Annotated in this window: 26 protein-coding genes; 14 read left to right on the top strand and 12 right to left on the bottom strand. The window is 42.0% G+C overall.

Features of this window, described 5'->3' with window-relative positions:
• Positions 1 to 177: 177 nt before the first annotated feature.
• The 3 genes from L6421_RS06895 to gloB form a co-directional block, all read right to left on the bottom strand.
• The gene (locus L6421_RS06895) at positions 178 to 2,202 is read right to left on the bottom strand and encodes a transglycosylase SLT domain-containing protein (RefSeq protein ID WP_237260800.1); all 2,025 of its coding nucleotides are present in this window, start codon (positions 2,200 to 2,202) and stop codon (positions 178 to 180) included.
• 84 nt (positions 2,203 to 2,286) lie between these two features.
• Entirely contained in the window at positions 2,287 to 4,167 is a 1,881-nt protein-coding gene (locus L6421_RS06890) for a LysM peptidoglycan-binding domain-containing protein (RefSeq protein ID WP_237260798.1), read from the bottom strand.
• A 31-nt stretch (positions 4,168 to 4,198) separates the two neighbouring features.
• Positions 4,199 to 4,975, bottom strand: coding sequence for a hydroxyacylglutathione hydrolase (gene gloB / locus L6421_RS06885; protein WP_237260796.1), 777 nt, complete (start codon positions 4,973 to 4,975; stop codon positions 4,199 to 4,201).
• A gap of 76 nt (positions 4,976 to 5,051) precedes the next feature.
• Here gloB and L6421_RS06880 point away from each other — a divergent pair, with 76 nt between their 5' ends.
• Together L6421_RS06880 and rnhA are read left to right on the top strand one after the other, a co-directional pair.
• Complete coding sequence (locus L6421_RS06880; protein WP_237260794.1) at positions 5,052 to 5,834, top strand: class I SAM-dependent methyltransferase; 783 nt, start codon at positions 5,052 to 5,054, stop codon at positions 5,832 to 5,834.
• Between the two features lie 2 nt (positions 5,835 to 5,836).
• Positions 5,837 to 6,295: a ribonuclease HI gene (gene rnhA / locus L6421_RS06875; protein WP_237260792.1), complete on the top strand. Its 459-nt coding sequence runs from the start codon at positions 5,837 to 5,839 to the stop codon at positions 6,293 to 6,295.
• A 116-nt stretch (positions 6,296 to 6,411) separates the two neighbouring features.
• Here the strand turns inward: rnhA and dnaQ are convergent, their stop codons facing one another.
• On the bottom strand, positions 6,412 to 7,113 hold the full coding sequence (gene dnaQ / locus L6421_RS06870; RefSeq protein WP_237260790.1) for a DNA polymerase III subunit epsilon: 702 nt from the start codon (positions 7,111 to 7,113) through the stop codon (positions 6,412 to 6,414).
• Positions 7,114 to 7,188: 75 nt separating this feature from the next.
• Here dnaQ and L6421_RS06865 point away from each other — a divergent pair, with 75 nt between their 5' ends.
• Complete coding sequence (locus L6421_RS06865) at positions 7,189 to 7,614, top strand: FKBP-type peptidyl-prolyl cis-trans isomerase (RefSeq protein WP_237260788.1); 426 nt, start codon at positions 7,189 to 7,191, stop codon at positions 7,612 to 7,614.
• 211 nt (positions 7,615 to 7,825) lie between these two features.
• Here the strand turns inward: L6421_RS06865 and L6421_RS06860 are convergent, their stop codons facing one another.
• The 3 genes from L6421_RS06860 to L6421_RS06850 form a co-directional block, all read right to left on the bottom strand.
• A complete protein-coding gene (locus L6421_RS06860) occupies positions 7,826 to 8,752 on the bottom strand; it encodes an IS3 family transposase (RefSeq protein WP_237264455.1) in 927 nt (308 codons plus the stop codon).
• Positions 8,662 to 9,174 carry a helix-turn-helix domain-containing protein gene (locus tag L6421_RS06855; RefSeq protein WP_237260710.1) on the bottom strand — a complete coding sequence of 171 codons (513 nt, stop codon included), beginning with the start codon at positions 9,172 to 9,174 and terminating at the stop codon, positions 8,662 to 8,664. The genes L6421_RS06860 and L6421_RS06855 overlap by 91 nt, the downstream gene beginning before the upstream one ends.
• 88 nt (positions 9,175 to 9,262) lie before the next feature.
• A complete protein-coding gene (locus tag L6421_RS06850) occupies positions 9,263 to 9,955 on the bottom strand; it encodes an MBL fold metallo-hydrolase (protein WP_237260787.1) in 693 nt (230 codons plus the stop codon).
• A 128-nt stretch (positions 9,956 to 10,083) separates the two neighbouring features.
• On the opposite strand from L6421_RS06850, the gene hrpA reads away from it, so the two are divergent.
• From hrpA to L6421_RS06830, 4 genes are all read left to right on the top strand, one after another.
• Positions 10,084 to 14,097, top strand: a complete 4,014-nt coding sequence (gene hrpA, locus L6421_RS06845; protein WP_237260785.1) for an ATP-dependent RNA helicase HrpA — start codon at positions 10,084 to 10,086, stop codon at positions 14,095 to 14,097.
• Between the two features lie 381 nt (positions 14,098 to 14,478).
• Positions 14,479 to 14,994 (top strand): c-type cytochrome, encoded by a 516-nt coding sequence (locus L6421_RS06840; RefSeq protein ID WP_237260784.1) that lies wholly within the window; start codon positions 14,479 to 14,481, stop codon positions 14,992 to 14,994.
• Between the two features lie 169 nt (positions 14,995 to 15,163).
• The gene (gene rluF / locus L6421_RS06835) at positions 15,164 to 16,021 is read left to right on the top strand and encodes a 23S rRNA pseudouridine(2604) synthase RluF (RefSeq protein WP_237260783.1); all 858 of its coding nucleotides are present in this window, start codon (positions 15,164 to 15,166) and stop codon (positions 16,019 to 16,021) included.
• Positions 16,022 to 16,253: 232 nt separating this feature from the next.
• Positions 16,254 to 17,453: a methyl-accepting chemotaxis protein gene (locus tag L6421_RS06830; RefSeq protein ID WP_237260782.1), complete on the top strand. Its 1,200-nt coding sequence runs from the start codon at positions 16,254 to 16,256 to the stop codon at positions 17,451 to 17,453.
• Between the two features lie 115 nt (positions 17,454 to 17,568).
• On the opposite strand, the gene L6421_RS06825 is transcribed toward L6421_RS06830, so the two are convergent.
• Positions 17,569 to 18,009 (bottom strand): DUF6172 family protein, encoded by a 441-nt coding sequence (locus L6421_RS06825; protein WP_237260781.1) that lies wholly within the window; start codon positions 18,007 to 18,009, stop codon positions 17,569 to 17,571.
• A gap of 94 nt (positions 18,010 to 18,103) precedes the next feature.
• Entirely contained in the window at positions 18,104 to 18,415 is a 312-nt protein-coding gene (locus tag L6421_RS06820; protein WP_237260779.1) for a peptidylprolyl isomerase, read from the bottom strand.
• Between the two features lie 211 nt (positions 18,416 to 18,626).
• On the opposite strand from L6421_RS06820, the gene L6421_RS06815 reads away from it, so the two are divergent.
• A complete protein-coding gene (locus L6421_RS06815) occupies positions 18,627 to 19,070 on the top strand; it encodes a hypothetical protein (RefSeq protein ID WP_237260777.1) in 444 nt (147 codons plus the stop codon).
• Positions 19,071 to 19,245: 175 nt separating this feature from the next.
• On the opposite strand, the gene L6421_RS06810 is transcribed toward L6421_RS06815, so the two are convergent.
• Together L6421_RS06810 and L6421_RS06805 are read right to left on the bottom strand one after the other, a co-directional pair.
• The gene (locus tag L6421_RS06810; protein WP_237260775.1) at positions 19,246 to 19,515 is read right to left on the bottom strand and encodes a VF530 family protein; all 270 of its coding nucleotides are present in this window, start codon (positions 19,513 to 19,515) and stop codon (positions 19,246 to 19,248) included.
• A complete protein-coding gene (locus L6421_RS06805; RefSeq protein ID WP_237260773.1) occupies positions 19,512 to 20,894 on the bottom strand; it encodes a glycosyltransferase in 1,383 nt (460 codons plus the stop codon). Before L6421_RS06805 ends, L6421_RS06810 begins: the two co-directional genes overlap by 4 nt.
• Positions 20,895 to 21,104: 210 nt before the next feature.
• Here L6421_RS06805 and L6421_RS06800 point away from each other — a divergent pair, with 210 nt between their 5' ends.
• The 5 genes from L6421_RS06800 (at position 21,105) to L6421_RS06780 (ending at position 24,436) form a co-directional block, all read left to right on the top strand.
• Positions 21,105 to 21,431 carry a hypothetical protein gene (locus L6421_RS06800; protein ID WP_237260771.1) on the top strand — a complete coding sequence of 109 codons (327 nt, stop codon included), beginning with the start codon at positions 21,105 to 21,107 and terminating at the stop codon, positions 21,429 to 21,431.
• Positions 21,432 to 21,533: 102 nt separating this feature from the next.
• Entirely contained in the window at positions 21,534 to 21,860 is a 327-nt protein-coding gene (locus tag L6421_RS06795; RefSeq protein WP_237260769.1) for a DUF5052 family protein, read from the top strand.
• Between the two features lie 285 nt (positions 21,861 to 22,145).
• Positions 22,146 to 22,571: a hypothetical protein gene (locus tag L6421_RS06790; RefSeq protein ID WP_237260768.1), complete on the top strand. Its 426-nt coding sequence runs from the start codon at positions 22,146 to 22,148 to the stop codon at positions 22,569 to 22,571.
• A gap of 209 nt (positions 22,572 to 22,780) precedes the next feature.
• Positions 22,781 to 23,929 (top strand): GGDEF domain-containing protein, encoded by a 1,149-nt coding sequence (locus tag L6421_RS06785; protein WP_237260766.1) that lies wholly within the window; start codon positions 22,781 to 22,783, stop codon positions 23,927 to 23,929.
• A gap of 51 nt (positions 23,930 to 23,980) precedes the next feature.
• Entirely contained in the window at positions 23,981 to 24,436 is a 456-nt protein-coding gene (locus L6421_RS06780) for an FKBP-type peptidyl-prolyl cis-trans isomerase (protein ID WP_237260764.1), read from the top strand.
• Between the two features lie 74 nt (positions 24,437 to 24,510).
• On the opposite strand, the gene L6421_RS06775 is transcribed toward L6421_RS06780, so the two are convergent.
• Positions 24,511 to 24,798: a PP0621 family protein gene (locus L6421_RS06775; RefSeq protein ID WP_237260762.1), complete on the bottom strand. Its 288-nt coding sequence runs from the start codon at positions 24,796 to 24,798 to the stop codon at positions 24,511 to 24,513.
• Positions 24,799 to 25,169: 371 nt separating this feature from the next.
• Here L6421_RS06775 and sucC point away from each other — a divergent pair, with 371 nt between their 5' ends.
• Positions 25,170 to 26,333, top strand: a complete 1,164-nt coding sequence (gene sucC / locus L6421_RS06770) for an ADP-forming succinate--CoA ligase subunit beta (RefSeq protein ID WP_237260761.1) — start codon at positions 25,170 to 25,172, stop codon at positions 26,331 to 26,333.
• Positions 26,334 to 26,335: the final 2 nt, after the last annotated feature.

Here is a 26,335-nt window from a genome sequence, read left to right as displayed (position 1 = left end):
TTCATGTTTCTTCATGAGTATCCTCCTCTGATTATTTCTAATGAGATAATGTATTTAAACCCGAGTCGTCCAACTCGGGTTTTTTTTTGCCTGTTTAAAGTGCTGAAACAAATGTGCTGAAACAGATAATTAAGAAAATGGTCTATCACTAGCGAAAGCGTAAACTGCTTGATGGGGTTATGGATGTTGAGGGTCGGTTTGCTTAACGGGTTTTCCGCCAATAGGGGGCATAACGTCCTCTAAACGGTCATACTTCTTGTTTAGAAGCGATTTGAAGATGGTGGTGTATTCTAAAACCGCTTTCACATAGTCACGAGTTTCGGTGAATGGAATCGAGTCAATCCACTGGTCGGCGGCCAGAGTTCCATTTTTAGGGATCCAGGTGTCGACACGATTTGGCCCCGCATTGTAGGAGGCCGTGGCTAATACTTTATTGCCATCATATTTGTCGTGTAGATAACTTAAATAAGCACTGCCCAACTCAATGTTGTTTTCCGCTTTGGTCAAGTCTGTATAAGAGACTTTTTTAACTCCGATTTTCTTGCCGATGTATTTTGCCGTTTTAGGCATGAGTTGCATCAAACCAACGGCACCAACCGAGGATTTAACGTCTTCTGAGAAGGCACTTTCACGGCGCATGATGCCGTAAATCCAAGCAGGATCAATTTTATTTTTATCCGCATTTTGCATAACCGGTTCTTTATGCGGAGTGGGGAAACGTAAACCTAAATCATGCCATTTTTTGGCTTTAGCTAAACTGCGGATCGATTGTGAATACTGTTCCCATTGGTTGGCGAGGACGGCGATGGCTTGAAGCTCATCCTGATTCACACGATTCAATAGTTGGTACCATTCACGCTTGGCACTCAATGGCCAGTCAATCGCCATTAGCTCCTGAATTCTTTGTAGTTCGGGGTATTTCTTAACCAGATAAGCGGTGTCGCGTTTTTGAACCGGATTCGGGTTGAATTGATACGGTTGTTTTAAGCGGTCGGCTGCTAAAAAAGCATAATAGTTTCGTTGTTTAGCCAGCTTTTGATATAAATCATTCGCTTCCTTTTGTTGTTTAGCGGCTTCCAAAGCACGTGCTTTCCAGTATAGCCATTGTTTGTCTTGTTGGGTTTCAGCCGGCATCAAGTCAATGGTTTCCAGTAAACTCGCCCAGTTGGATTGCTTAAGGGCTATTTGGGCTTGCCAGCGTAGGGTATCTTCACTTTTAGCGGTACTTCCGTTGACTTCATTGAGTAAATCGGCCGCTTGTGGCGCGTATTTGTATGCGCTTCTTAGAGCGACTTTACGTTTTAAGATGGCATATTGATCTTTATTTAAGCCATAGTCTTTGTAGAACTTATTCAGGCTTGTGTCGGCCAGTTCAGGATCTCTTGAGGCAAGAAAGCGAATGCCTTGAGTAAAAATTTTCTTTTTGATACTTGGCGATATGCTCTTAGGTAACGGTTTGGCGATTAACAGCGGGTTTTTATAGACTTTGAGCCAGTAGTTGAACATCTCTTTATCTTTATTGGATAAATCGTGGCTGAGTTTCTTGGCTAACTTGGTTTTACGTTTATTCATCGCTAACTCGATTCTTTCCCAAATCATGGTTCCGGTGAGTTTTTTCTGGTCACGTAGCAGTTTATCGAGTGGCTGGCAGGCACTACTCAATTCAGTGGAGTTTTGCCAAATGGGTTTAGCCAATGTAACGGCTCGAGTTGTCTGTTTACGGTTAGCTAATGCTTGAATGTGATAACACTGTAAGTTCTGACTTTTCTGCGGTTTGTAGTTGTTGAGAAAGGTCGTCCATTTCTTTTCTGAGGCAAGTTGCACAAGCAGTTTTGTGTACAGTTTATCCGCTAAATAATGATTTTTATTCTGTTTGATAAATTGATTGATTTGTTTTCTTGGGGTGCTGGATAGGTGTATACGATAGTCATGATAGGTGATGTAGATTGCTAGAGGGTAGTCTTTTAACTTTTTCTTGTAGCTAGCAATGGCTGTACGGTCATTACGTTTGATTGCATCGTATGCCAACAAAAAATCTTTTTGTTGTTCACTCATCAAGGTCTTATCCGTTTGCGCTTTAACAGAAGGGGCTATTAAAAACAGTAATGTAGTTAAAGCTAAAAAAACGGCAAACCTTGAACTTTGGAGAGAGGCAATCCCCAGGTTTTGAGAAGAACAAAGGTTGGCAGAGTGTTGAGACACAGTCAAAATAAATTATCCGTCATTGACATTAAATCGAAAAATTAACCCTATTGTAATTCTTTCAATTGAATATGGTGGGTAATATTAAGTATTTTTAGCGCTCGTTAATGGGATTTTAATTATCTGCCCAGGTTTCAGTAAACTCTTTAAAGAGAGGTTGTTATGTAAAGCAAGCTGCTGAGCGGAAACTTGATTTGCCTTGGCGATATTCCATAAGTTGTCGCCATTCTTGACCACATATTTAACCGATTTGTTAGGTGTTTCCTTTGTCCAAATCGTTAATTTCATTCCTGGTTGTAGCACTTTTTTAGCAGAAATGTTATTCCAAGCCGCAATATCTTGAGTGGTTACCTTATAACGTTTTGCAACCAACCATAGGCTTTCTCCGGTTTTCAAGGTGTGCTGGATTTTAGTCGTTGCTTCATACCCAGGAATCACAAGGTTTTGGCCAAGTTTTAACGGGGTTTTAAAAGATAGCTTGTTCGCCTTGGCAATTTGCTGGCTGCTGACATTGTATTGCTTGGCTAAAAGCCATAAAGAATCGCCAGATTTCACTTTGTGTAGGTGGCTATTCGCTGCGGTAGTGTCTACTGATTTTGCTTGAGTTGTTTTATTCGGTGTTTTGTTAACCTTATAAGGTTTCTGTTGTTCAGCCTGAGCTAACTGGGCTTTTACCTGGGCTATTTTATCCGCGGGTATCGGGATTAACAGCGTTTTGCCAGCACGTATATTGGCATTTTTCATACCGTTCAAACGCTGAATGGCTTTGGATGAGGTTTTATATTTTTTGGCAATCACACTCAGGCTATCACCTTGACGAATCTTGTGCTTTTGCCATTGGATATTGAAGATTTCTTGGTTGTTTTCAATATGTTCTTCAAACGCTTCCGCCTTATCAACCGGCAGTAACAGGTGATAAGGACCATTGGGTGGCGTGGCAGGTTGATGGTAGCCCGGGTTCAAAGACGCCAGCACTTCAGCAGAGGTCGCAGAAAGTTTAGCGACCTGACCTAATGAAACTTGCTTGTTTAACGCAATTTGCGAGAAATAAGGTCGGTTGGCAATCGGTTCGAGTTCAATGTTGAAACGCTCGGAATATTCAATAATATGTGCGACAGCGAGAAGTTTAGGAACATAACCTTGGGTTTCTTGAGGTAAGAACTCTTTTATTTCCCAGAAATTAGGTAGGTACTCTTTGATGCCAGTTTGGTCTTTGTGTTTTTTGCGATACTTTTTCTGCGCTCGATAAACATTGCCTAAACCTGCATTATAGGAGGCAAGGGCAAGCAGCCAATCGTTGTTGTTCAGTTTGTACAGCTTTTGTAAATAATCTAAAGCCGCACGAGTGCTTTCGACCACATCTTTTCGACCATCGTACCACCAGGTTTGGTCAAGGTCGTAGATGTTCGCCGTACTTGGAATAAACTGCCACAAACCAACCGCTTTTTGATGGGAACGGGCAAAAGGTCTAAAGCCACTTTCCACTGCGGGTAACAGGGCGATTTCATAAGGCATTTTACGCTTTTTAACTTCGTTCAGGATGTAGTGTAAGTATGGTTTTGCCCTTTCTGAGACACGTTTCAAATGTGTTTTACGTTCTCCGTAAAAGGCTAAATAATCTGAGTAATGACCAAAGTTTTCATCTGCCAAATCAAATTTATAACGCATTTCATCCCAAATGATAGGGTGGTAGACATGGGTTTGTAAATCTACACGTAGGTTATCCGGCGTTACATCGGCTGTTGTCGGAGTTTGGATTGGACGGCTGTTGCTAATAACTTGTGGTTTAGCTGACGGAGTCAAACCTGAATCGGACTGAATGCTAGAGTTGGACACACAACCAGTCAATACCAAGGTGTTTAGGCCTAGGGCCATCAAACCTAAGGTCATTAAACTCAATCTGAACAGGCCTGGTTGACTCCGGTTGGGGGTTGATATTAAGTCGGTTTCAGTATTTTGTGCCATAGGTATTTCAGTTCTAGTATTCGGGGATGGTTTAGTGGTTGCGGTCATACTCATCTTTCCAAGCTCGCAAAGTGGCGAATAAACTTTCTGCAGAATCTTCCGCTCCACGTTCCAGTAGGGATTTTTTAAGATGAGGTGTATCAAATCGTAAGAATGGATTGGTCGCTTTCTCTTCACCTAGTGTCGATTGTGCACCTGTATGGTTACTTGGATAATGGATTTCGGTAGTTGCAATCCGCTGTTTTAGCGCAGCGTTTTCAGGTTCAGCAATGGCGGCAAAGCCTAGATTACTTAAAGTGTATTCATGCGCTGAGAAGAATTTTAACTCATCAGGCAGTTGACGGAGCTTGAGTATAGAGTCGCTGAATTGTTGTGCCGTTCCGCCCAAAATGCGTCCGCAACCTGCTGTAAACAAGGTGTCTCCACAAAACAGTACTGAATCATTATAGAAAGCGATGTGGTCCAATGTGTGTCCGGGGGTTTCTAACACTTTGAGTTGCAACTCATCTGCTAGTGTAATGACATCGTTTTCTTTACATTTGATTTGAATCGAAGGATGTGTGCTTTTTGCCGGTCCAAATACCTGTGCGTTAGGATAAGCATTATGTAAGTCGGCAATACCGTCAATATGGTCAAAATGTTGATGGGTGATTAAAATGGCTTGCAACTGTAAATTGTGTTGATTCAGGTAATCCAATACTTGCTGAGATTCGCCAGGGTCAACAATCCAGGCGTTTTCCGAGTTGTGAATGACCCAAATGTAATTGTCATAGGTGCCCACTAAGGCAGGTAAACCAACGATATTCATATAAGATACCGAATCCAGTTGCTATAATTGAAAATTATTCTAACAAAATTACACTGAAAATAGTGGGAAAAGCACGATGAATCAAGGTTTTCAAACGTTTTTAAAACATTGGTTTCAAAGTTCAGCAGGCCTGGTCGTTTATAAACAAGAAAAGATGCTGGTTGATAAGGCTGTCAATCGACTATTCGGTTATTTTTTGGTTCAATTAGGCTGTGTTTCGAATGAAAACTTGGTGGAAAACAGTCGTGTAGTCAGTAAGTTATTGGTTGATGAACAGCTGAGTGGTCAACCGACCATTCTGCAAGGCGTGCACTGGGTGCAAGCGGAGTTGGATTTTTTACCGATCGGTAAAGATAAAGCGGATGTGGTTTTCTTGCCGCACACTCTTGAAACCGTGGATGACCCCTATTATTTGTTACGCCAGGTGGATAGTATGTTGGTGCCGGAAGGGCATATCGTATTGACGGGGTTCAACCCCATTGCCTGTATGCCATTCAGATTAAAACATTTTTCTACCCTTCAAGGATTCAACCAGGCTAACTACCGCCGCGCCAATCGTATTAAAGAGTGGTTGGAAGTGTTAGGTTATGAGGTCAAGGTTATCGAATATAGTTCGGTAATGTGTTTCACCGGCGGTGAGAAATATGCATTTTGGGCCAAAATCATCGAAAAAGTCGAGAGCTCTCTTAAGATGATCGGTTTGGATTTTGGCAATGTTTATTGTTTAGTGGCAAAAAAACGTGTTGATGCGCCTACTTTGGTTGGTTTGAAATGGCACTTGCCTAAATGGCAGGGCATCAGAAACGGTGCAACGGTTTCAAGCCAGAAAATAAAACATCTTAATAGCGTGGATAAGTAACGATGCAATTTCAAAACAATCAGGTGGTTAAAGCCTTTACGGATGGCGGTTGTCGAGGGAATCCCGGGCCTGGCGGTTGGGGGGTGCTATTGCAATATGGTCAATATCGTAAAGAACTCAAAGGTTATCAAAAAGACACCACCAATAATCAAATGGAGTTGATGGCCGCAATCCAGGCTTTTGAAGTATTGACCCGCAGCAGTACGGTGCATATCACCACGGATTCTCAGTACGTGAAGAACGGAGTGACTAAGTGGATGGCTGGTTGGAAGCAGAAAGGCTGGAAAACCGCCGCCAACCAGCCGGTAAAAAATAAAGAACTTTGGTTAAGGTTGGATGCGGCTTTGCAGCCACACACGGTCGAGTGGTTTTGGGTCAAGGGGCATAGCGGTCATCCAGAGAACGAAAGAGTGGATGAATTGGCGAATTTGGCGATTGATGAGTTGTTGATGAATTCTTAGCAAAGAGCTGTAAGCTCGCTTTACGGTTGTTTGATCCTGGTTAGGGATAAATGTAAGAATAAAAAAAACGCCCTTTAATGGGCGTTTTTTATGATGAGGGATTGATGTATTTCAGATTACCAGGCTAACTCTTGGCCTGATTTCTTAGAGATCTCTTCCAGTTTTTTTTGATGAAGCATAAGTTCCGCATCGTTGGCTTTTAAAACCTTAAGGGCTGGACGGTCACTGCGAACAGTCACTCGACTATCACTGTTTTCGCTGTTGTTTTGGCTGTCTGCCGCTAACATCAAATCGGTTTGTCCACCGGTCATCGTTAGGTAAACGTCGGCTAAGATCTCGGAATCGAGTAAGGCTCCGTGCAAGGTTCGGTTGGAGTTGTCTATGCCTAAACGTTTACATAACGCATCTAAAGAATTTCTTTGTCCAGGATAGGTTTGGCGAGCCATTTTGAGTGAGTCGGTAATCACACAATGGTCTTCGATTTTTCCCCATTTATTGCCAGGTAGAAGTGATAGTTCGTGGTTGATAAAACCAACATCGAACGGAGCGTTGTGAATGATTAATTCCGCTCCGGCGACAAACTCCATAAATTCGTCAGCGATTTTTGCAAAAACCGGTTTGTCTTTCAGAAACTCATCGGTAATACCATGAACCTCGATCGCTTCTTGTGGAACCGTTCTTTCAGGATAAATATACTGGTGGTAGTTGTTATGGGTCAAGCGGCGCTTAAACATTTCAACGGCACCAATCTCAATGATTCTGTCGCCATTATGTGGTTCAAAACCGGTGGTTTCAGTATCTAATATTATCTGACGCATTCGGATTCTCTTTGCTGTAAAATATCGTCATTATTTTAATGCAAAAGACAGTTAAAAGGTCACAAAGGTTGAGTTATGAGAATTAAAAAAGGCAGTCGAGTTACATTTCACTATGAGTTGCGTGATGAAAAGGGCAATGTGTTAGATTCGACTTTTGGTGGTGAGCCCGTTATTTACATTCAAGGTGAAGGTGAAATCATTGAGGGTCTTGAAGAGTTTATGGAGGGTGAGGAACCTGGTTTTGAAGCTAAAGTGACCATTCCACCAGAAAAAGCTTACGGTGTGAGTAACGACGATTTAATTGTTTTTGCCGGACCGGAAAATTTTGATGATAATGTCGAAATCGAAGTGGGTTCAGCGGTAGAAACCGAAGACCCTGAGGGCAATACCGTGACATTCCGTATTATCGAAGTCACGGAAGATAAGGTTTACTTAGACGGTAATCATCCGCTTGCCGATCAAACCTTGGATTACAAAGTAGAAGTTCTAGAAGTCCATTGATTTTAACGGTTTTTTTCAGCTCGCTTTGAATTCAGAGTAAAACGGTTGGGTGCCGAAGGTGCACCCTTAGGTGCATCGGTACATGGTACATCGCCGTGTTTGACTGAATTTGAGAAAGTTGAAAGAAACCAGATTGATTGGTGCCTTAGAAATAAAAAAAGCCCGATGAAATTATGATGGTGAAGTGACCCCAAAAAGTTGGACATTTTAGTTAAACGGCACTTAAGGCCTGATTTCGATATTCTATCGGAGTCAGGCCTTTTAGTTTCACCTTGATTCGTTTTGTATTGTAATACTCAATATAGTCTTTAATTTCTTCCATTAGATGCTCAGCGCTATTGAACTTCTTACGATGATACATCTCGGTTTTTAGGATTCCAAAAAAGTTCTCAGCAACCGCATTATCTAAACAGTTCCCTTTTCTTGACATGCTCTGAGTTAATCCATTCTCTTTCAGTAGCTTCTGTACATCACTATGCTGATACTGCCAACCTTGATCACTGTGGAATATGGGTTTGACTTTACCTGTTAACTTATTGACTGCTTCTTTTAACATGTCGGTCACCAGTGGTAGCCGTGCACTCTTAGCCACTCGATAACTAATCACTTCTTGGTTAAACAGATCAATCACGGGGGATAGGTAAACACGCTGTTCTCCGACTTTAAACTCCGTGACATCGGTGACCCATTTTTTATCCGGTGCATCAACATGGAAGTTTCTTTGAAGCACATTCTCGGCAATTCGGCCTACTTGACCTCTATAGGATCGGTAACGCTTTGGCCTGACGAATGACTTCAAGTTCAGTTCTTGCATTAAACGTTGAACGGCCTTCTTGTTTAAAAAGTGACCTAAGCGTCTTAACGCATAGGTCATGCGTCGATACCCATAACGACCTTTATGTTCATTAAAGAGTTGTTGAATCGCTCTTTTAACGTCCGCATAACGATCAGGCAGCGCACTGCGCGCCTGATGGTAATAAAACACACTTCGTGCAAGCCCTGCGGCCTTGAGAAGATGTTTAAGTGGATAGAACTTTCTAAGCTTATCTATGAGCCCTGCTTTTTCTTGCTTTGGCGTTCTTTTTCCTGAAGCAGGGCATCGAGCTTTTTTAAATAGGCATTCTCCGCTCGACGGTATTCGAGTTCTTCTCGTAACTCTTCTAGGCTCATTTGTTCGGTTGGTTTAATGGTTTCTTGCTTTTGGTTTTTTTTCATTTTTCTACCCTGCTTTTTAGGTTGTAAGCCTGAAAGGCCGAACCGTTCGAATTGAGTGAGCCAAGTAGAAATCGTACCCGCAGAACTCATGTTATAGACAATACTGGTATAACTAATAGACCAGTGATTTTCACGCATGTGTTTTAGGATACGATATTTGTCTTCAAAAGAGTATGGTGTGTTACGTTTGATAAACGCATTTTGACCATGGAAACGATAGACTTGTGTCCAGTAACGGATATAGCGATCTGGAATACCGAGTCGCTTGGAAATGGACAGACTGGATTCATGAGAAAGGCATTGCTTAGCAATCGCCAGTTTAAATTCTCGATTGTATTTGGACATGAAAAACCCCCAAAGTTGGTGTCCAACATTTGGGGGTCACTTCATGGTTCATCGGGCTTTTTTGTGTTCAAAAATTGTGGTTGACGGTTTAGTTGTCTAAATCGCCACACTGTAGGTTGCCAGGCACAGAGATATCAATCCGTTTTGGATTCGGTAGGTTCAAGTTATCCATAATGGTTGAAAAATCTTCGAATGCTTTGCCATTACCAGCGCGGGTGTTGAACTGCTTTTCTTCACCAATGGTGCTTTGGGTAAAGCCTTTGTAGTCATGGGCAGGAAAAACCAAGGTCTCTTCCGGTAGTGTAAATAATTTTTCAGTTAGAGAGTGGTACATGTTCTCATTGCTCCCTAATTGAAAATCGGTACGTCCACAATCACGAACCAAAAGGGTGTCACCAGTAAATGCGGCACCGTCAATCAAGTAGGTGCTGTCGTTATCGGTGTGGCCTGGTGTGTACATCACTTTGATTTCTTGTTCACCCAATTTGAATATATCCCCATCATTGGTCAATATATCGGCACACTCTGAACCTGATTTGCTATGAACCGCTATTTTAGCCCCGGTGCGCTTGCGAATCGGCCCTGCACCGGTAATGTGGTCAGCATGGATATGGGTTTCCAGCAGGTATTTTACATTCAGTCCAAGTTCTTCAATGTGTTGCATGTCACGATCGACTTGCTCTAATACCGAATCAATTACAGCCGCTTCTTTAGTGGTTTCATCCCACAATAGGTAGGTGTAGGTCCAGGTTTCGTAATCAAATAGTTGGCGAATTTTCATGCTGTTATGCCTTGTGTTTGTGAATCGTCGTAAGATGTATTTGCTATAATAATCGTTTGATTTTTACTTTAGTATTCGCATTAATACTAATTCTATATAAAATATTTATCTGGTTGTTAATTATTATTATGGCAAATTCGTCAACCCCCGGTTTTTCCGTTAAAAATATTAAAAATGCAATTCAAGAATGCATGATTAAAGACCGTTTTTTATTGCAAAAAATGGCTAAACAAGGTGGTTTTGAGGATTTGACTTCGGAGGATTTGCAATCTAACCAGGCCTGGTTGAAATTAACGGAAAAAATACAAGCTTCACAGTTGCAGGTAGCAGCCCGCCAGAAAACGCTACCGAGCATCGATTACGATGAGGCTTTGCCGGTTGCCAGTAAAAAAGATGAACTGGTTGAACTGATCAAAAACAATCAAGTGGTGGTCATCGCCGGTGAAACGGGTTCGGGTAAAACCACGCAAATCCCTAAAATCTGTTTAGAAGCCGGTTTAGGTCTACACGGTAAAATCGGTTGTACCCAACCACGCCGTCTTGCGGCGCGCAGTGTGGCGGAACGTATTTCCGAAGAACTGCACTCTTCGCTGGGACAAATTGTCGGTTATCAGGTGCGTTTTTTGGATCAGGTGCATGAGCACAGTTTGATTAAGGTGATGACCGACGGGATTTTGTTGGCCGAGGTGCAGAACGACCGTTATCTGAATCAATATGAAGTGATCATCATTGATGAGGCGCATGAACGCAGTATCAATATCGATTTCTTGTTGGGGATTCTTAAACAGTTGTTGCCAAAGCGACCCGATTTAAAAGTCATTATCACTTCCGCGACCATCGATACCCAACGTTTTGCCGAGCACTTCACCCTGAATGGTAAGCGCCCACCAGTGGTGGAGGTTTCCGGGCGAACCTATCCGGTTGAATTACGTTATCGCCCATTGTCGGTATATGAAGATGATGCCGGCAATGAAATCGAGCAAGACATGATTACCGGGATTGTCGATGCGATTGATGAACTCGGACAAGAAGATCCGTTTGGTGATGTTCTGGTGTTTCAAGTCGGTGAACGCGATATCAAAGAGACCGCCGAGGCCTTGCGCAAACACCAATTGAAAAACACCGAAATTGTGCCTCTGTATGCACGTTTGTCAATGAGTGAGCAGCAAAAGGTATTTCAAACCTCGCAAAAACGTCGCATCATCTTAAGTACCAATGTCGCCGAAACCTCGTTGACCGTCCCGGGTATCAAATATGTGATCGACCCAGGCCTGGTCAGAATCAGCCGTTACAGTGTGCGCAATAAAGTGCAACGTCTGCCAATCGAAAAAATCTCCCAAGCATCGGCTAACCAACGTAAAGGACGTTGCGGGCGTGTCAGCGACGGGATTTGTATTCGTCTTTATGCAGAGGAGGACTTCAACGCCCGACCCGAGTTTACCGACCCGGAGATTCACCGGACTTCATTGTCATCGGTGATTTTAACCATGACCCAGTTGCAGCTAGGTGCGGTAAATCGTTTTCCGTTTATTGAAGCGCCGAATGATAAGGCGATTAATGACGGTTTTAGGCAGTTACATGAGCTTGGGGCCTTGGACGACAAGCGCCAATTGACCGAAGAGGGACGGCAAATCGCCAGGCTGCCGGTAGACCCCAGTGTCGCCAAAATGGTGATTGAAGCGGAAAAGAATGGTGTGTTGGCCGAGGTGTTGATTATTGCGGCGGTATTGAGTATTCAAGATCCGCGCGATATCAATGAAACCAACATGCAAGCGGCTCGAGTGGCCCATAAACCTCTTGAAGACGAACGTTCTGACTTTCTGTTCTATTTGAATCTTTGGCATTTCTACGAGCATCAACGTCGTCACCTATCGCAAAACAAACTGCGTAAATTATGTAAAACCAATTTCTTGAACTATATGCGCATGAAAGAGTGGCATGAGTTGACCATGCAACTTGAACAAAGCCTAAAACGAATCGGCATGAAAGTCGGCGAGCTGCATCTGTTTGAAGAGGTGCGTACCAAATTGCCCAATGGACATGAAGGTGAGGTTAAAGAGCGTTTGAGCGATTTGCACAGCATTGCGGTGCACCGTTCACTGTTGGCAGGCTTGCTCGGCAATGTCGCCACTCGTGACGATGAAAAATCCTATTTGGGGGCACGTAATACCAAACTGTTCATTCACCCGAGTTCGAGTCTGTTTAAACGCAAACCTAAATGGATGTTGTCGGCCGAATTGGTGGAAACGACCAAACTCTATGCTCGAACCAACGCGGCGATTGATGTGCGTTGGGTGGAAGGGTTGGCCAAACATCTCATCAAGCACAGCTATAGTGATCCGCATTGGCAGAAGAAAACCGGCCAGGTCGGCGCTTATGAATCCATCACCTTGTATGGTTTGCCGATTGTCACCAAACGGCACTGCAATTACGGGCCGATCAATCCTCAAGAATCCCACAAGATTTTCCTTCGCCACGGATTGGTCGAAGGCCAGTTATTCACCAAAGCCAAGTTTTTCGTGCATAACCAAACGTTGATCCAAAAGATTGAAAAGTTAGAGCATAAATTACGTCGACCGGATTTTTTGGTGGATGAAGAGGTGCTTTATCAGTTTTACGATGAGCGCATCCCTAAACATATCTATAGCAAACCCGCTTTTGAAAAGTGGGTGAAAAAGGCCGAGAAAGAGTCACCTCAAGCACTGCAAGCGCTGTTCTTAACGGAACAGGATTTAATGAAGCAGTCCGCCAATAGCACGCTATTGCAAGACTATCCTGACCAGGTGCATTTAAGCAATCAGATGTCGTTGGCGGTGGATTACCATTTTGAACCGGGCAAACAAAAAGATGGCCTGATTTACCATTTGCCGCTGGCCAACCTGAACAATGTGGAAGCGCAAGATTTTGAATGGTTGACGCCGGGTCTGCTTAAAGAGAAAACCGCATTCTATATCAAGTCGTTGCCAAAACAGCTGCGTAAACAGTTTATTCCCGCACCCCAATATGCCGATTTGGTCTTGGCGGAGATGAATGCGGAGAAAACCGTTTCTGCCGGAAAAAAAGAACCTTATTTGCATCAACTGGTTTGGGCGTTAAACCGTAAAGCCAATCAAAAGGTTTCATTACGTGACTTTGCCGAAATAGTCTTGCCGGATTATCTTAAACCGTACTTTGTTCTGGAGGATGACAAAGGTGCAAAGTTGGCGGAAAGCAATGACTTGAATGAACTTAAGAAAAGTTACCAGCATTTGGTGGATGCCAAAATCCAGAAACATCAAGCCAAACAAAAAACACAGCATATACAGGTCCATGAATGGAACTTTGGTGATTTATCCGATAGTCAAACCATTAAGAGTCAAGGTAAAGAAATGTTGGCTTATCCGGCATTGCAAATCCAAGATGATGAGATTGTGTTGGATTTAATTGGGGACCAGCAAACGGCTTTACGCGCCCACGGACAAGCGGTGATATTACTGATTGAACGCCTGTTGGCCGATAAGATGAAATATCTACAAAAGAAGCTGCCGATGCAAAAAGCCTGTTTGTGTTACGCACCCTATGGAACCTGTCAGGATTTAACCCAGCAGGTGATTGATAGGGCGTTGCATACTTTAGTGCCGCATCCTGAACAGATTCGTAGACAAACGCAATTTAACGAGGTTTTGGAAAAGGTTCGCTCGGAATGGATTTTGGTGGCACAACAGATTGCCAAGCAGGTTAATGAGATTTTTAGCTTACATCAAACGATCGCCAAACAGGTCAGAGGACGAGTCAACCCTCGTTGGTTGGCATCGGTTGCCGATATTCAAACCCAATTGGATGGTTTGATTTCCAAAGATTTTGTTCGTTATACCCCGGATATGTGGTTCAAACAGATTGAGCGTTATTTGAAGGCGCTAGAAATACGGTTGCAAAAACTTGATTTAGACCCCAATAAAGACCAAAAGTCGATTAGAGAAATTCAACCTATTCTACAAATGTATCAAGATTTGGCGGCAGAACCGGCTTACCAAAACCAACCAGGCCTGGTGGATATCCGTTGGATGATTGAGGAGCTCCGAATCTCTCTGTTTTCTCAGCCGATGAAAACCTTAAAACCGGTTTCCATTCAACGTTTGCAAAAGCAGATGAAAGCGCTGTAAAGGTAGGGCATGAATTCCAGTTATGTAATTGGAGTTCTTCTTCATTGCGGTTTATAAAAAAACGCAGTCTTGCAAGTTAGGCTTTTATCCGTGTTTTTCTTATGTTGTCGAGAAACCCAGCTTATTTAAGAGGGGCTACTTGTATAAGCGGTTAAAGCGTTTTAAACTGCAATAGAACAAATAAGGTTGTTACAGTTTAAGGGTAGTTTAAGGTTTGTTTGATTTAAATCTAAAACGATTTAAGATTCTACGAGATTTTTCATGTTTTCTTAACATTTAAGTGTGACGTTGTGTCTTAACCTTATAACCATACACAAAGATAATAGATTTAAGATTTTGTATATATTCGATATATCATGAAATAACATTGAGGATTCAAATATGAAAAAACGTTTTAACTTTAAAGCAACGGCAATGATTTCAACGGCTATTTTAGGGTCGGCACTGTTTTTAGCGGGTTGTTCTGGTGATAATGATGATGCGAAAACGGCTCAAGCGCCAGCAGCAGAACAAAATACCATGGCGGTGAAACAGCCTGCACCAATGGAAGCGCCAAAAGAAGCGTTGCAACCGGCTCCAGCAGCAATTGAAGAGGTCAAAACGGCTGTGGAAGAGAAAGTCGCCGAGGTTAAAGAAGAGGTTGCTGAAATGGTTGCAGCGACGCCATCTGGTGAGAAAGCGTATGCAACTTGTGTAGGCTGTCACGGTTCTAAAGCCGAAGGTGGGGTTGGTCCTCGTTTAAATAACCAGTCAGCGGCAGATATTGTGGCTAAGTTGGAAAAGTATAAAGCTGGTGAGCAAATGGGGCCGATGACAGGCATGATGGCTCCAATGGCGACTGGATTAAGCTCTGATGATATGAAATCCATTGCCGAGTATGTGATTACTCTTAATTAAGTTTTGCCATTTTTAATGGTTGAATCGCAACTAAAGCACTGGTAAACGGTGCTTTTTTTATGCCTGGGATTTAGTAGGCTGACAGCTTTTGGAAATGAATCTTTAGCGTCAATCAGGGCTTGTTATGGTTTAATACACTTTTTTCATAGTGTAATGATTAGGACAGGTTTTGACTACAGTAGCAGAAAAACGCTTAAACAAATTTATCAGCGATTCCGGCTTTTGTTCACGCCGAGAAGCGGATCGTTTAATCGAGCAAAATCGTGTGACTATCAATGGCAAATTGCCGGAATTGGGTACCAAGGTACAAGCTGATGACATCGTTAAAGTCGACGGCAAACCAATCGCTTCGGTAGCTGAAAACAAATCGGATCGTATTTACATTGCCTATAACAAACCGATTGGGATTATCTGTATCACGGATACCAGTATTGAAGACAATATCATCGATGCAATCGGCTATAAACAGAGGATTTTCCCGATAGGGCGTTTGGATAAGCCATCCGAGGGGTTAATCTTTTTAACCAATGATGGTGATATTGTTAATAAGATTTTACGTGCTGAAAATGCGCATGATAAAGAGTATATCGTTACCGTAGACAAACCGATTACAGACAGCTTTGTTAACCATATGTCTCGTGGAGTGCCAATCTTAGGCACCGTTACCAAGCCTTGCAAGGTCACAAAAGAGAGTCAATTTGTTTTTAAGATGATTCTCACACAAGGCTTGAATCGACAGATTCGACGGATGTGTGAATATCTAGGATATAACGTCAGAAAGTTAAAGCGTTCTAGAATAATGAATGTCGAATTGGGTGATTTAAAGCCCGGTGCTTGGCGTTATTTAACCACCCAAGAGATGAAAGAGATAAACCAGGCTGTAGCGCACTCCAGTAAAACGGCGCGACAAGGTAACGCTTCTAGACCTAAGGCACAAAACCAGACTAAGTCTGAGTATCGGCAAATTGTCAAAGAGCGTCAAGCTAACCAAGCTCAAAAGAATCATAACCGCAAAAAATCAAAATAACTTATCTAATCTAACCGTTTCAATGGCATTCTTTGGGGCGGTTCCATCTATTTTTTATCATTTAAATCAGATTTTTAATGTTTGATTCTAGTTTTTTTGTATTTTTTATTAGTTTTTTTTGCTTATGGCTGTTTGTTGGTTTAATGATTGCTTATGAATATTTAACTTTAGAATGGCCGTTAAGTTGGTTTGAAATGGTCAGTTAATTTTATTTTAGTAGGGATTATCAATAATGATTTCATTTGACTTCAGTAAGCCAAGTGTATTGAGAAATATCTTTCTGGCATTCATGGGCTTTGGTTTTTCCATGGGGATATTGTTTCCCATTTTTGCCAATCTGTTTGTGGATTGGAAAGAGGGAATGTTAGGTTGGTTTATACTCTCATGCATACTTGCCGGGATTAGTATCGGCCTGTTTAATTTCTGGCTGTTAAACAAAATGTTATTGCAACGCCTTAAACGTATCGGTGAAGTCGCCAACGCAATCAGCAATAATGATGTTTCCCATAAATGTATGATGCAAAGTAATGATTTTATTGGGGATATGGCGCATAGTTTTAATCTGATGTCTCAAAACTTACGCAATATGATTAACCGAATTGCTGATGTTTCAAGTCAATTGAATCTCGCCTCTTCAGAGATGTTGATCGAGACCCAAGCGACACAGTCTGGGGTGGAGATGCAAAAGCGCGATACCAGTAACGTGGTTTCCGCAATGAAGAATATGAATGCGGCCGTTTATGAGATGTCTGCCCAAGCGGAAGATGCGTTGAGTTCGGTTGAAGCCGCTAATTTAGCCAGTAATAAAGGCTGTGAGGTTGTGAGTGAAACGGTCTCCTCGATTACCAACTTGGCCAATGAGGTAATCAATGCGGCCAATGTCATTAAACGCCTGAAAGAGGACAGTGAAACCATTGGTAATGTGCTTGAAGTTATTAAGGATATTGCTGAACAGACCAATTTGCTGGCATTGAATGCGGCAATAGAAGCCGCACGTGCCGGTGAGTATGGGCGAGGTTTTGCCGTTGTTGCCGATGAGGTAAGGATTTTAGCGAGCCGAACCCAAGATTCCGCCAAAGAGATTGAACAAACGATTGCACAGCTACAAACGGCTTCTGAACGAGCGGTTGAGGTTATGATGCTTGGGCAGCAGAAAGCTAATGAAAGTGTTGAACAGGCGAGTGAAGCAGGAGATTCATTGCGTGCGATTGAATCGGCGGTAAGTAATATCAATCAAAAAAATATTCAAATTAGCAATGCCTCGAATAATCAACGTATTCATGTGAATATGGTTAATGAAAATATTCAGCAAATCAGCGATGTAGCTGAAAAAGTGGCTAATGGTGCGGCTAAAACCTATGAAACAGGTTCGCAAGTTGGGCAGTTATCTGAACAGTTGAGTAAGTTGATTGGGCAGTTTAAAACGCAATAAAACACAACGGTATCTGAATAAATAGTGAGTTTACAACGAGCTTAGCGATTTGCACAGAAGCTTTGCATAAGCTCATTGTTGGATGAATCTGAGTCCAGATATTCTTTATTCGGTTTTAATTGTAATCAAAATCGTCGGTATGGCGGCTAGTTCCGCCTAAGTCGTCGTCAAAGTCGTTATCTAAATCATCGTCAAAATCGATATCGAAATCATCGCCATCATAATCACCTTCAAACTCATCATCCATGTCTTCCAACGCTTTGAGTTCGGTAGGTTTTTTGGTGCGGGCAACAGGGGCGGCGATGATTTCTAAATAGAATGATTCCAACCCATCGGCTTTAGCCTGGGCAATGGCATTGTCTATTTCGCTGACATGAATCTCTTCACTTGTCGCTTCATCACGTCCGAATTTGCAATCAAAATCCCAAAAGTGAGCGCCTTTTGGTAAGGCTTTTTTACGCTCGCGATTTAGATACTTTTTGACTTCTTTTTTAATCGATTCAACCTCTCGGCTAGGCTGAGGATTTTCTGGATTTAATTTAAAGGTTTTTTTCATGATCTATCTCAATGAGTGCTGTAAAAAAGATGGCAGATTATAAGGTATTTTTAAAAATCCAAACGTTTATTGTTTGAACGAATGTGTAATTAAATCAGTTTTGCTCTTGGTTGGCTAAATGGCGCTTGGTCACCCAGGTCAGGTGATAGCCGTGCACGGTTTTTATCGGACCTAGAAGGGTCTCGATCGGTTCATTGAAAATGGCCTCTGCCATCTCCGCTACGATTACTTCAGGTTTAACTAGGCCTATGTCACCACCAATTTTTGCTGAAGGGCAAATGGAGTGTGTTTTAGCCAATTCGATCAACTCTTCCAAGCTGTGGATTTGCGATTTTAAAGCTAAACATTCCGCTTCGTCGGCGACTAATATATGGTGTGCTTTAGCTCGTGAATCTGGGTGGATCATGTTTTCAATCTCTTTAAGTCTATTAAATAATTTTACGCCTAATTTTGCGTTTTCAGCAACTATATTTGAATTTTGGATACTGTGTTTCACGCCTGGAAAAACTATTTAATAAGACTATAAAGAATTCTATTTCTGCAAGCAGTTTGTTTTGAGCACTATTGTGGAATACTTGGTTATACTGGTCAAAACTTAAAAAGAGCTTGTTTTCATTATGGCTAAATATCGCTTACTGTTTGTGCAGATCTTACTTGGATTTTCTTTCTCAACAATGGTTGCCCCATCTCATGCAGAAGATACCCGGCAGGCCATTTGGCTTAATGCCGTTGAACGTGAGGTGCTTTTGATTGAAATGCGTAATTTTTTAAGGGGTTCGCAGGAGGTTTTAGATTACGCTCTCAAAGACGATATGGCATTGGTGCATCGTACCGCCAACCCAATCGGTACTAAAATGCTTAAAAACCTACCGAAAGAGATGACGGATAAAATGCCTAAATCTTTTTACGCCATGTTGAAAACCTTGCATTATGGTTTTGCTGAGATTGCCGATATTTCAAAATCCCCCACGGCAGAATCCAAAGTGGTTTTACAAAAACTGGCCAATATGCAAAAACTTTGTGTAGGCTGTCATGCTAATTTTCAGCTGAAAATCAAATAAGGCCACTTTTTAAAGTTACCAGGCCTGTTTAATATGCATTGAGCCCTTTTGAGAGGCGAAAGATTGTGGCGGTTATTTAAAGTTTTTTCTGTTTTATTGGCAATAGGGTGAGCTTTAGAAGGGTAAAAAGCGGATAAAAAGCTCATAAAAGAAAAGGCCAATTAAAAGTAAAGGCTCACTTCTTGTATTTCCCCCAGTTCTGTTTTGAACGGATATAGAGTTGCTCGACTTTCTCTCTCGCCCATGGGGTTTTTCTTAAAAAGGTCAGACTAGATTTTAAGCTAGGGTCGCTTTTGAAACAGTTTACCGGAATTTTTTCAGCCAAGCCTTCCCAGCCATAATGCTCTTGCAGTTCGGTCACTATGGTTTTCAGACTTAAACCGTGAAGAGGGTCTTTGGGGTGTTGGCGTTTTTTGATGTCGTCCGCTTTTTCTATTTCACTCATGATGTTTCCGTGTTTTGGTTTTTAGCTTCAATCCATTGTGCCATATATTGAGTGCTTTTGTGATGGTGATGGTTCAGCATTGAACCGATAAAATTTTGTGCCCGATGGTTTTCCAAATGGCGGATAAGTTGGTCGCAACTGTTTATCAAAGCAGAACAACTTTCCAAACCTTCCTTTTTTAAAACATAACGTTGGGAAACAATGTTGAAGCCAATTGTCTGTGATTTTGACCAGGCCTGTTGGTTTTGATAAAGATCGATTGCCGCGTTGGCAAAATCCATGCTGTTATTGGCGATTGCGCCAGGCCAAAGGTTTTGGGAGCCTGTTGACATCGACTCTTGTCCAATCAGGGTGGTAATGCTGGGGGTGCCATTCAGCATGGCTTCTGCTAATTTTCCTTTAATGCCCGCCCCAAAACGTAATGGCGCTAAAAGGACTCGCGCATTTTGAATGACGTTGAATGCATCGTCAGCCCAGCCTTTAATTAAAAAACCTTGTTTGGGGTTGTGCAACGCGGTGGCTTTTGGAGGGGGGTAGGCTCCATAGATATGCAATTCGGCTTGTGGGAGCTGTTTGCGTATTAACGGCCAAATCGATTCTTTCAGCCACAACACGGCATCCCAATTAGGGTCGTGTCTGAAGTTGCCGATGGTTACAAAATGCTGGCGTTGTTCAAAACTCGGTAAAGTTTCGATTGTTGGCTGTTGGTATAGAAAAGGTTGGTAAAACAGCTGTCTTGCCGGTATTTGAAACCGTTCTTGCAATAATTGCATTTCAAATTCGGAGATCATCAGGGTTAAATCGCTTCTGAAAATAGCGGCAATCTCCCGTTTGGTTATTTCTTGTTGAGCCATTTGTGAGAACAACCAGGCCTGGTCAGTTAAATGCAATTCTTCAAGATTGATTTGTTGAGACTTGGTTTTAAGATGGTTTTTGACCATTTGCTGGCGGCAAGCCCTTAACGAATGCAGGTCTTCGGTGTTTAACACCCTGAGTGCCTGCGGTGCGTTTTTCTCGACCCTCCAGCCAAACTGTTCTTCCATCATAAAACGATCAAAGATGACCATATCGGGTTGTAAGTTTTGTAAAAAACAATCAAAACTTTTATTGTTTAATTCGATACTCTGTTCATTGATGGCCAATTGAGTTAAGTCTTCTTTGTGTTCACCTTGTTTAGCGGGGCTCGCGAAAGTGATTTGCCATTGATTGGCTTGAAATAATTTAATCAATTGCATCATGCGTGTGCCAGCGGCAGACGATTTGGGTTCAGGCCAAACGTATCCAATGATTAATAGGTTTTTAGATTTTACAAGGTTGTTCAAAATAGACTCTGTTTGCTTGATTTGGGTTTCGGTTTCGGTTTTATTTACACTATGCAATCTAGGCGACTGGCTTGAATGCTCGGTTTTAATCCTTATATTGTAATCATGTTAGCCTGAATGATGCCAAAAACTGTATTGTTGTGCATATGGGGTTTTTAAATGTATAGAATGTGCTTGGTAGATATTTATGAGGTCTCTCCGAAGCGGTTCTTAAAACTATTTTCTAAACAGTGTTACTTGGCGTTAATGGCATTTACGAGGATTTAAATGAAACAGATTTTATTGGCATTCAGTTTTATGGCTGTTGCAAGCAGTGCTTATGCGGGCTTGTGGGATGATAGCAAACAAGTGGCAGCAGATGCTTGGCAAAAAGTTAAAGAAACTTCTGTCGACTTGAAAGACAGTGCGGTAGATAAGTGGCATGAAGTCAAAGAAGAGATGAATTCATCTGGATCATCTGAAGAAACCGGAAGTTTTTCAGATATAAAGAAGCTGGGTGATAAAGAGACCTATGTCAAAGCCTGGCAAGAGATTAAAGAGAGTGCCAAAAACCCTTCTGAGCCTAATGTAGATGAAAATGGTGTGCCTAAATAACCCAAACCTAAAATGTTTAAAAAAGGCCTAGAAAAGGCCGAGCCGGAATAAGGTATTCTGATATCTAGGGCTTCAAATCTGCTGCTATAAAAGGAATTGAATATGCAAAATTTTAAGAAAAATGGCTTGCTGAATATATTGCTAATTGGCTTGCTTGGATTAACGGCAATGTTTTCTTTAACGGGGTGTGAGAAGGTAGCGAATAGCGCCAAAAACATTCAATCTGACTGGGTAGGGTTAAACCGTACCGTTGAACTGTATAGTTGCATGACTGGTAAATTGGTTAAGGTGTATCGTGGTGATGTGCGTCTAAATCCTGAGGATGTGCATGGCACATCACTATTGATTGATGGTAAAAAGGTTCACACCAATCTTTGTTTTGTTATTGCTGAAGTGGGCACAAAAGAAGAGCCGATAGTGACCAAGTAAATCAAAATTTGTTTTTTACTTTATTTTTGGTGTTTTCTAGAATTTCACAAATCCATCAAAATCGATTGAGAACGCTATAAAGCCGCTTTTATCTTTGCAAAACGATGCTATTTTCAAAAAAATTCTGATATTATGTTTGGCATTCATTATTGAGCTTATTGATTGTTTGGTCTGGCATATTGCACCGGTTATCAGCTGGAGTCGTCAAACACTGAATTGAGCCATAAAAATTGCATCACGGTGAAAAGAATAATGCCAATGACAAGTTCCAAAAAAGGTACACAAATGTATAAATTTTCAATGCAGGCAGGCCTGGTCGCTTTGGGGCTGAGTTTACTCGCGTTAAGTGGTTGTTCCACTATATCGAGTGGGGTTGAATCGGTTGGTAAAGGGATTGTCTATGTGGGTGAAAGCATAGAGAAAGTGACCACGGATGTGAAGGTTGAAAAGGTGGATGATGAGCGTTTCAATCTGTCAGTGAACTTTCATGAACCGGTTAAAAACCTAGACAGTTGGGCTATGCGAATTGAAGCAAGGGAAGTTTGTCCAAAAGGTTATGTCTACCTTTCTAGAAACGCTAGAAAAACCGGTGGTTTTGCTTATTCAGATGCACAATGTGAAGCAGAGATGTCTTGTGGCTACGCTTTAGAATGGCGTATTAAGTGTGAAGATGTACCTAATGAACCGTTTAGTTTATTTGGTAAAACCTAATGGGATTGAAGTCTTAATTGAAAGCCACATTTGTTTGTGGCTTTTTTATATCTAAACCAACCGTTATTTAATCAATGTAAATACGTCTTACTAGAGAGATTGCTATTACTATTTTAACTCGACACTATCTTTGGCTGATTACCTTATCCGTTTTTACGGTATGGCAAGCGCTGTCTATATCGCAATGGCCTAAATCCTGGCTTGAACTTGTGGCCTATGCCCCTTATGCCGTAATGTTGATTGCCGGTTTTATCAGCTTGTGGCTTAACCGATTGCAACCTTTTCTAGTGTTGTTGAGTGTGTTTATGGTGAATGTGATATTTAGTTTTTTTGCACCATCGGAACAAGTCTCAATCGCACAATCGGTTCTTTTTACCCTGCTGAGTTTTCTGTTGCCGCTAAACCTGTTGTTGTGGAGTGTTTTATCTGAAAAAGGGATTCAAAACACAGCATTCAACAATTTTGTGTTAGCGGTTTTTGTTGCCCAAGGCGTTTTGATTTATTGGGTGATGAGGGAGTTGAACCTGCAGTGGATTGAAACGATCGCGTTGCCAATCTTTCCAGGATTGGATTTTTACCATCTCTCTTTTGCCAGTACCTTAGGGTTTTTATTGGCGGGTTTCATTCTCTCTTTAAAGCTCAATGGCCAAAAACAATTACGTGTTTTTAGTCATGCTGGCGTGTTTGTTCTGTTGTTAATGGCCTTTGCTTTAAACCAGTATCTGCAGGTTGGCGTTTTGGCTTGGGTCTCATCGATGGTTGGCTTGATTGTCATCCTTTCATTAGTTTTAGACGCCCACCACATCGCTTACATGGACGAGTTGACCGGGATTAAAGGGCGTAGGGCATTAAATGAATTTTTTATGGGTTTGGGCAAACGTTATGCAATTGCCATGGTGGATATCGACCACTTCAAAAACTTCAATGATACCCATGGGCATGATATGGGGGATCAGGTGCTCAAGATGGTTGCCTTGATTTTGGATACGGTGGTCGGCGGTAAAGCCTATCGGTATGGTGGTGAAGAGTTCACCTTGGTGTTTCCAGGAAAATCTGCTGAACAGGTGACGCAAGAACTCGAACGTTTACGTGAGGAGGTGGCCAATCATGTCATTTATCTGAATGAGGCTGAAGTGGGTTCGAATAAAGCTAAAAAAGCATCTTCAAAAGTCGTGAGTATTACCATTAGTTTAGGGGTTGCTGAACCGGACGCACAGCATACGACTCCAGAACAAGTGATGAAGTTTGCCGATGAAGGTCTTTACAAAGCTAAGCGTTTGGGTAGGAACAAATTGGTTCGTTCTATGGGCAAATCCGCAAAAGCCGCACCTAAAACACGCGCCAAAAAAAGCGCTTAGGCGATATTCATAACATCAAAGAAATATTGAAACTATTTAAAGGGAAAAACTATGTCAGATTCGCCAAAATCTTCACTGCCAGTCGTCAAAGAAAATAGTGAGATTGCGATTTCTTTTAAGCTTGAATTGGCTGATGGTACTCTGGTTGAAGAGACTCAAGAGAATGAGCCATTCCGTTTTAAAATCGGAGATGGAACCTTTATTAACAATTTAGAAAACTTACTGGTCGGTTTGGAGTTAGGCACTACGGCCAAGTTAACCTTATCGCCAGAACGAGCTTTTGGCTTGTCTGACCCAAACAACTTTCAAACCATGGATAAGGCCGATTTTCCGGAAGAAATGGCTTTGGAAAAAGGGCATGTCATTGGTTTCAATACACCGACAGGCGATGAAATTCCAGGTACCATCCATCAAATAGAGGGTGATAAGGTAATCGTTGACTTCAACCATCCATTAGCTGATGCAACCGTGATTTTTAGCGCGAAGATTGAAGAGATTTTTTCTTAAAATTGAAAAGCATGAAAAGCACGGGTTTAGAGCGATAACCGAGTCTATTGAGATGAGCCGAGACTTGGTTGGTTTTATTCTTGATTGTCGTTTTGATGTTCGGAGTGATATTTTTGCATGTGGCCTTCGCTACAAAAAGTGTGTTTGCCATCAAAATATGCTTCGGCTTGCGGTAGATGTACACCACACTCGGCACAGCGCACCATCTCTTCTGGATTGTCATTGGTTTTGGCTTGCTGCGCCTTTTGATTTTGCAAATCCTGTTGGCGTTGCTTTTCTCTGATTTCAATCACTCGGTTCAGTACAAAACGGGCGATTAAAAAGATCAAGACAACAAATAATAAAAAGACAATTGCTCTCACAAGCGTTCCTCTGTAAAACCTCTACTTTGGTAGAGACCCTTTGTTAAATTCAATGATTAGCATGATACCCTAAACAAATCAGCACTTCTAAAATTTTGAAGGTTTAGCGTGCTGTTTACGGGTTTGATTGGCTAAGCGTTTTGCCCACAGTTTCAAGTAAGCTTCAAAGTAAAATTAAATGCGTTTTTCAGCCAATAAACGCCATTAATTAATGCATTCGCAGTCTAAAAATCATACAATAAAAGCAATTTTATTCTTTAAATAAAACCTAAAGAATTCACCCTGTTTTTAGCAATTAAAAATTATCCCTATTTAGAAAATCTTAGACCATTTTCTAATGGTTAAGATAACTCTTTGGAGAAGTGTTTTCCATGAATTTACATGAATATCAATCAAAAGCCCTGTTTGCAGAATATGGCATTGGTGTACCTCAAGGTCAGTTGATCACTCAGCTTGAAGAACTTGATGCGGCATTGGATGCGGTAGGAGAGAATGCTTGGGTCGTTAAGGCGCAAATTCACGCAGGTGCTCGCGGTAAAGCGGGTGGTGTCAAATTGGTTACTAGCCGTGAAGAAGCCAAACAAGTTGCCGGCGAATTGTTGGGTAGCCGTTTGGCGACTATTCAAACCGCTGGTAAAGCATTACCTATCAACAGCCTTTTGATTGAGCAAACTTTAGCGATTGAAGAAGAGCTTTATCTGAGTTTGGTGGTGGATCGTGTTACACGTACCCATACGTTTGTGATTTCTGCTGCAGGTGGAATGGATATCGAAGCGGTGGCCGAAGAGACTCCTGAGAAAATCTTAAGTGTCCATATCGACCCGACAGTGGGGGTGATGCCATATCAATGTCGTGAAGTCGGTTTTGCTCTAGGGTTGACTGGCGATGCATTCAAACAAATCGGCCAACTCATGAGTCGTTTCTATAAGCTGGCTCTAGATAAGGATGTTTCTCAGGTTGAGATTAACCCTTTGGTCAGAACAGCGGATAATCAGCTAATCGCTTTAGACGCCAAGGTGAATATCGATTCAAACGCGCTATACAGACAACCAGGCCTGGTTGAATTGCGTGATTTCTCTCAAGAAGACGAGCGTGAAGCTAAAGCTTCCGAACATCAACTGAACTATATCGCGTTAGACGGTGATATCGGTTGTATGGTCAATGGTGCCGGTTTGGCGATGGCGACCATGGATTTAATTAAATTAAACGGCGGTAACCCGGCTAACTTCCTGGATGTAGGCGGTGGTGCAACCCCTGAACGTGTGGCGGAAGCCTTTAAATTGATTTTATCTTCTTCAGAGGTGAAATCGATTTTAGTGAATATCTTTGGGGGAATCGTACGTTGTGACTTGATTGCCGAAGGGATCATTCAGGCGGTACAAGAAGTGGGCTTGAATATTCCGGTGGTAGTGCGTTTAGAAGGTACTAACGTTGAACTGGGTAAACAAATTTTGGCAAACAGTGGTTTAAGCATCATTACCGCAGATGGTTTAGCGGATGCGGCGCGTAAAGTAGTTGAAGTGGCAGGAGCATAATA

The organism is Thiomicrorhabdus immobilis (genome assembly GCF_021654855.1).
Taxonomy (GTDB): Bacteria; Pseudomonadota; Gammaproteobacteria; order Thiomicrospirales; family Thiomicrospiraceae; genus Thiomicrorhabdus; species Thiomicrorhabdus immobilis.
The sequence above is the reverse complement of the archived record's forward strand: the minus strand, read 5'-3'. Positions and strand labels throughout refer to the sequence as shown.

Excerpts from the sequence above, each read along its gene's own strand:
- L6421_RS06890 (WP_237260798.1), bottom strand. The coding sequence starts at position 4,167 with ATGGCACAAAATACTGAAACCGACTTAATATCAACCCCCAACCGGAGT.
- gloB (WP_237260796.1), bottom strand. The coding sequence starts at position 4,975 with ATGAATATCGTTGGTTTACCTGCCTTAGTGGGCACCTATGACAATTAC.
- L6421_RS06880 (WP_237260794.1), top strand. The coding sequence starts at position 5,052 with ATGAATCAAGGTTTTCAAACGTTTTTAAAACATTGGTTTCAAAGTTCA.
- rnhA (WP_237260792.1), top strand. The coding sequence starts at position 5,837 with ATGCAATTTCAAAACAATCAGGTGGTTAAAGCCTTTACGGATGGCGGT.
- dnaQ (WP_237260790.1), bottom strand. The coding sequence starts at position 7,113 with ATGCGTCAGATAATATTAGATACTGAAACCACCGGTTTTGAACCACAT.
- L6421_RS06865 (WP_237260788.1), top strand. The coding sequence starts at position 7,189 with ATGAGAATTAAAAAAGGCAGTCGAGTTACATTTCACTATGAGTTGCGT.
- L6421_RS06855 (WP_237260710.1), bottom strand. The coding sequence starts at position 9,174 with ATGTCCAAATACAATCGAGAATTTAAACTGGCGATTGCTAAGCAATGC.
- L6421_RS06850 (WP_237260787.1), bottom strand. The coding sequence starts at position 9,955 with ATGAAAATTCGCCAACTATTTGATTACGAAACCTGGACCTACACCTAC.
- hrpA (WP_237260785.1), top strand. The coding sequence starts at position 10,084 with ATGGCAAATTCGTCAACCCCCGGTTTTTCCGTTAAAAATATTAAAAAT.
- L6421_RS06840 (WP_237260784.1), top strand. The coding sequence starts at position 14,479 with ATGAAAAAACGTTTTAACTTTAAAGCAACGGCAATGATTTCAACGGCT.
- L6421_RS06830 (WP_237260782.1), top strand. The coding sequence starts at position 16,254 with ATGATTTCATTTGACTTCAGTAAGCCAAGTGTATTGAGAAATATCTTT.
- L6421_RS06825 (WP_237260781.1), bottom strand. The coding sequence starts at position 18,009 with ATGAAAAAAACCTTTAAATTAAATCCAGAAAATCCTCAGCCTAGCCGA.
- L6421_RS06820 (WP_237260779.1), bottom strand. The coding sequence starts at position 18,415 with ATGATCCACCCAGATTCACGAGCTAAAGCACACCATATATTAGTCGCC.
- L6421_RS06815 (WP_237260777.1), top strand. The coding sequence starts at position 18,627 with ATGGCTAAATATCGCTTACTGTTTGTGCAGATCTTACTTGGATTTTCT.
- L6421_RS06810 (WP_237260775.1), bottom strand. The coding sequence starts at position 19,515 with ATGAGTGAAATAGAAAAAGCGGACGACATCAAAAAACGCCAACACCCC.
- L6421_RS06800 (WP_237260771.1), top strand. The coding sequence starts at position 21,105 with ATGAAACAGATTTTATTGGCATTCAGTTTTATGGCTGTTGCAAGCAGT.
- L6421_RS06795 (WP_237260769.1), top strand. The coding sequence starts at position 21,534 with ATGCAAAATTTTAAGAAAAATGGCTTGCTGAATATATTGCTAATTGGC.
- L6421_RS06790 (WP_237260768.1), top strand. The coding sequence starts at position 22,146 with ATGTATAAATTTTCAATGCAGGCAGGCCTGGTCGCTTTGGGGCTGAGT.
- L6421_RS06780 (WP_237260764.1), top strand. The coding sequence starts at position 23,981 with ATGTCAGATTCGCCAAAATCTTCACTGCCAGTCGTCAAAGAAAATAGT.
- sucC (WP_237260761.1), top strand. The coding sequence starts at position 25,170 with ATGAATTTACATGAATATCAATCAAAAGCCCTGTTTGCAGAATATGGC.